This is a genomic window from Salinimicrobium oceani (assembly GCF_012037645.1).
This window is the reverse complement of the sequence record NZ_JAAVJR010000580.1, coordinates 1-463: the sequence shown is the minus strand read 5'-3', so window position 1 is coordinate 463 and position 463 is coordinate 1. Positions and strand designations below refer to the sequence as shown.

The following is a 463-nucleotide window of genomic DNA, read 5'->3' as shown; positions in this document are numbered from 1 at the left end:
ATTTCTGCTTTTTATGAAAAACTGAAAGAGCTGGATGTTTTTAGGGATTCAGAATTCAATATCGAAGCCGCAGCCGAGTATCACGGACAGTTCTTTCTATTTAACCGGAAAAAGAATGTTGTGATCAAATTCAAATATGAAGATTTTGTCGCACATATAGAAAATGATGCTCCCCCACCTGAAGTCTTTGTTGCTGAAGTGACACTTCCGGAAATCAACGGTCTCGAAGCAGGATTTTCGGGTGCTACGGCATTTCCGAACATGCCTTTCCTCATTTTTACAGCCTCGGTTGAAGATACAGATAATGCCTATGATGATGGTGACGTTTTGGGAAGTTTTATAGGAGTTCTGGATATGGAAAATTACGAAATTGTGGGGGAGATGCAACGCATCCCTTCTCCCAATGAAAAGGGTGGAGAGATCAAGGTAGAATCTGTAGCTATCGATAAGATCATTTCTGAAA

Annotated in this window: 1 protein-coding gene; it reads left to right on the top strand. The window is 40.6% G+C overall.

The genetic code is table 11. The features are described from left to right. On the top strand, positions 1 to 463 hold a 463-nt coding region (locus HC175_RS18345; RefSeq protein WP_438865962.1), incomplete at both ends, for a DUF6929 family protein.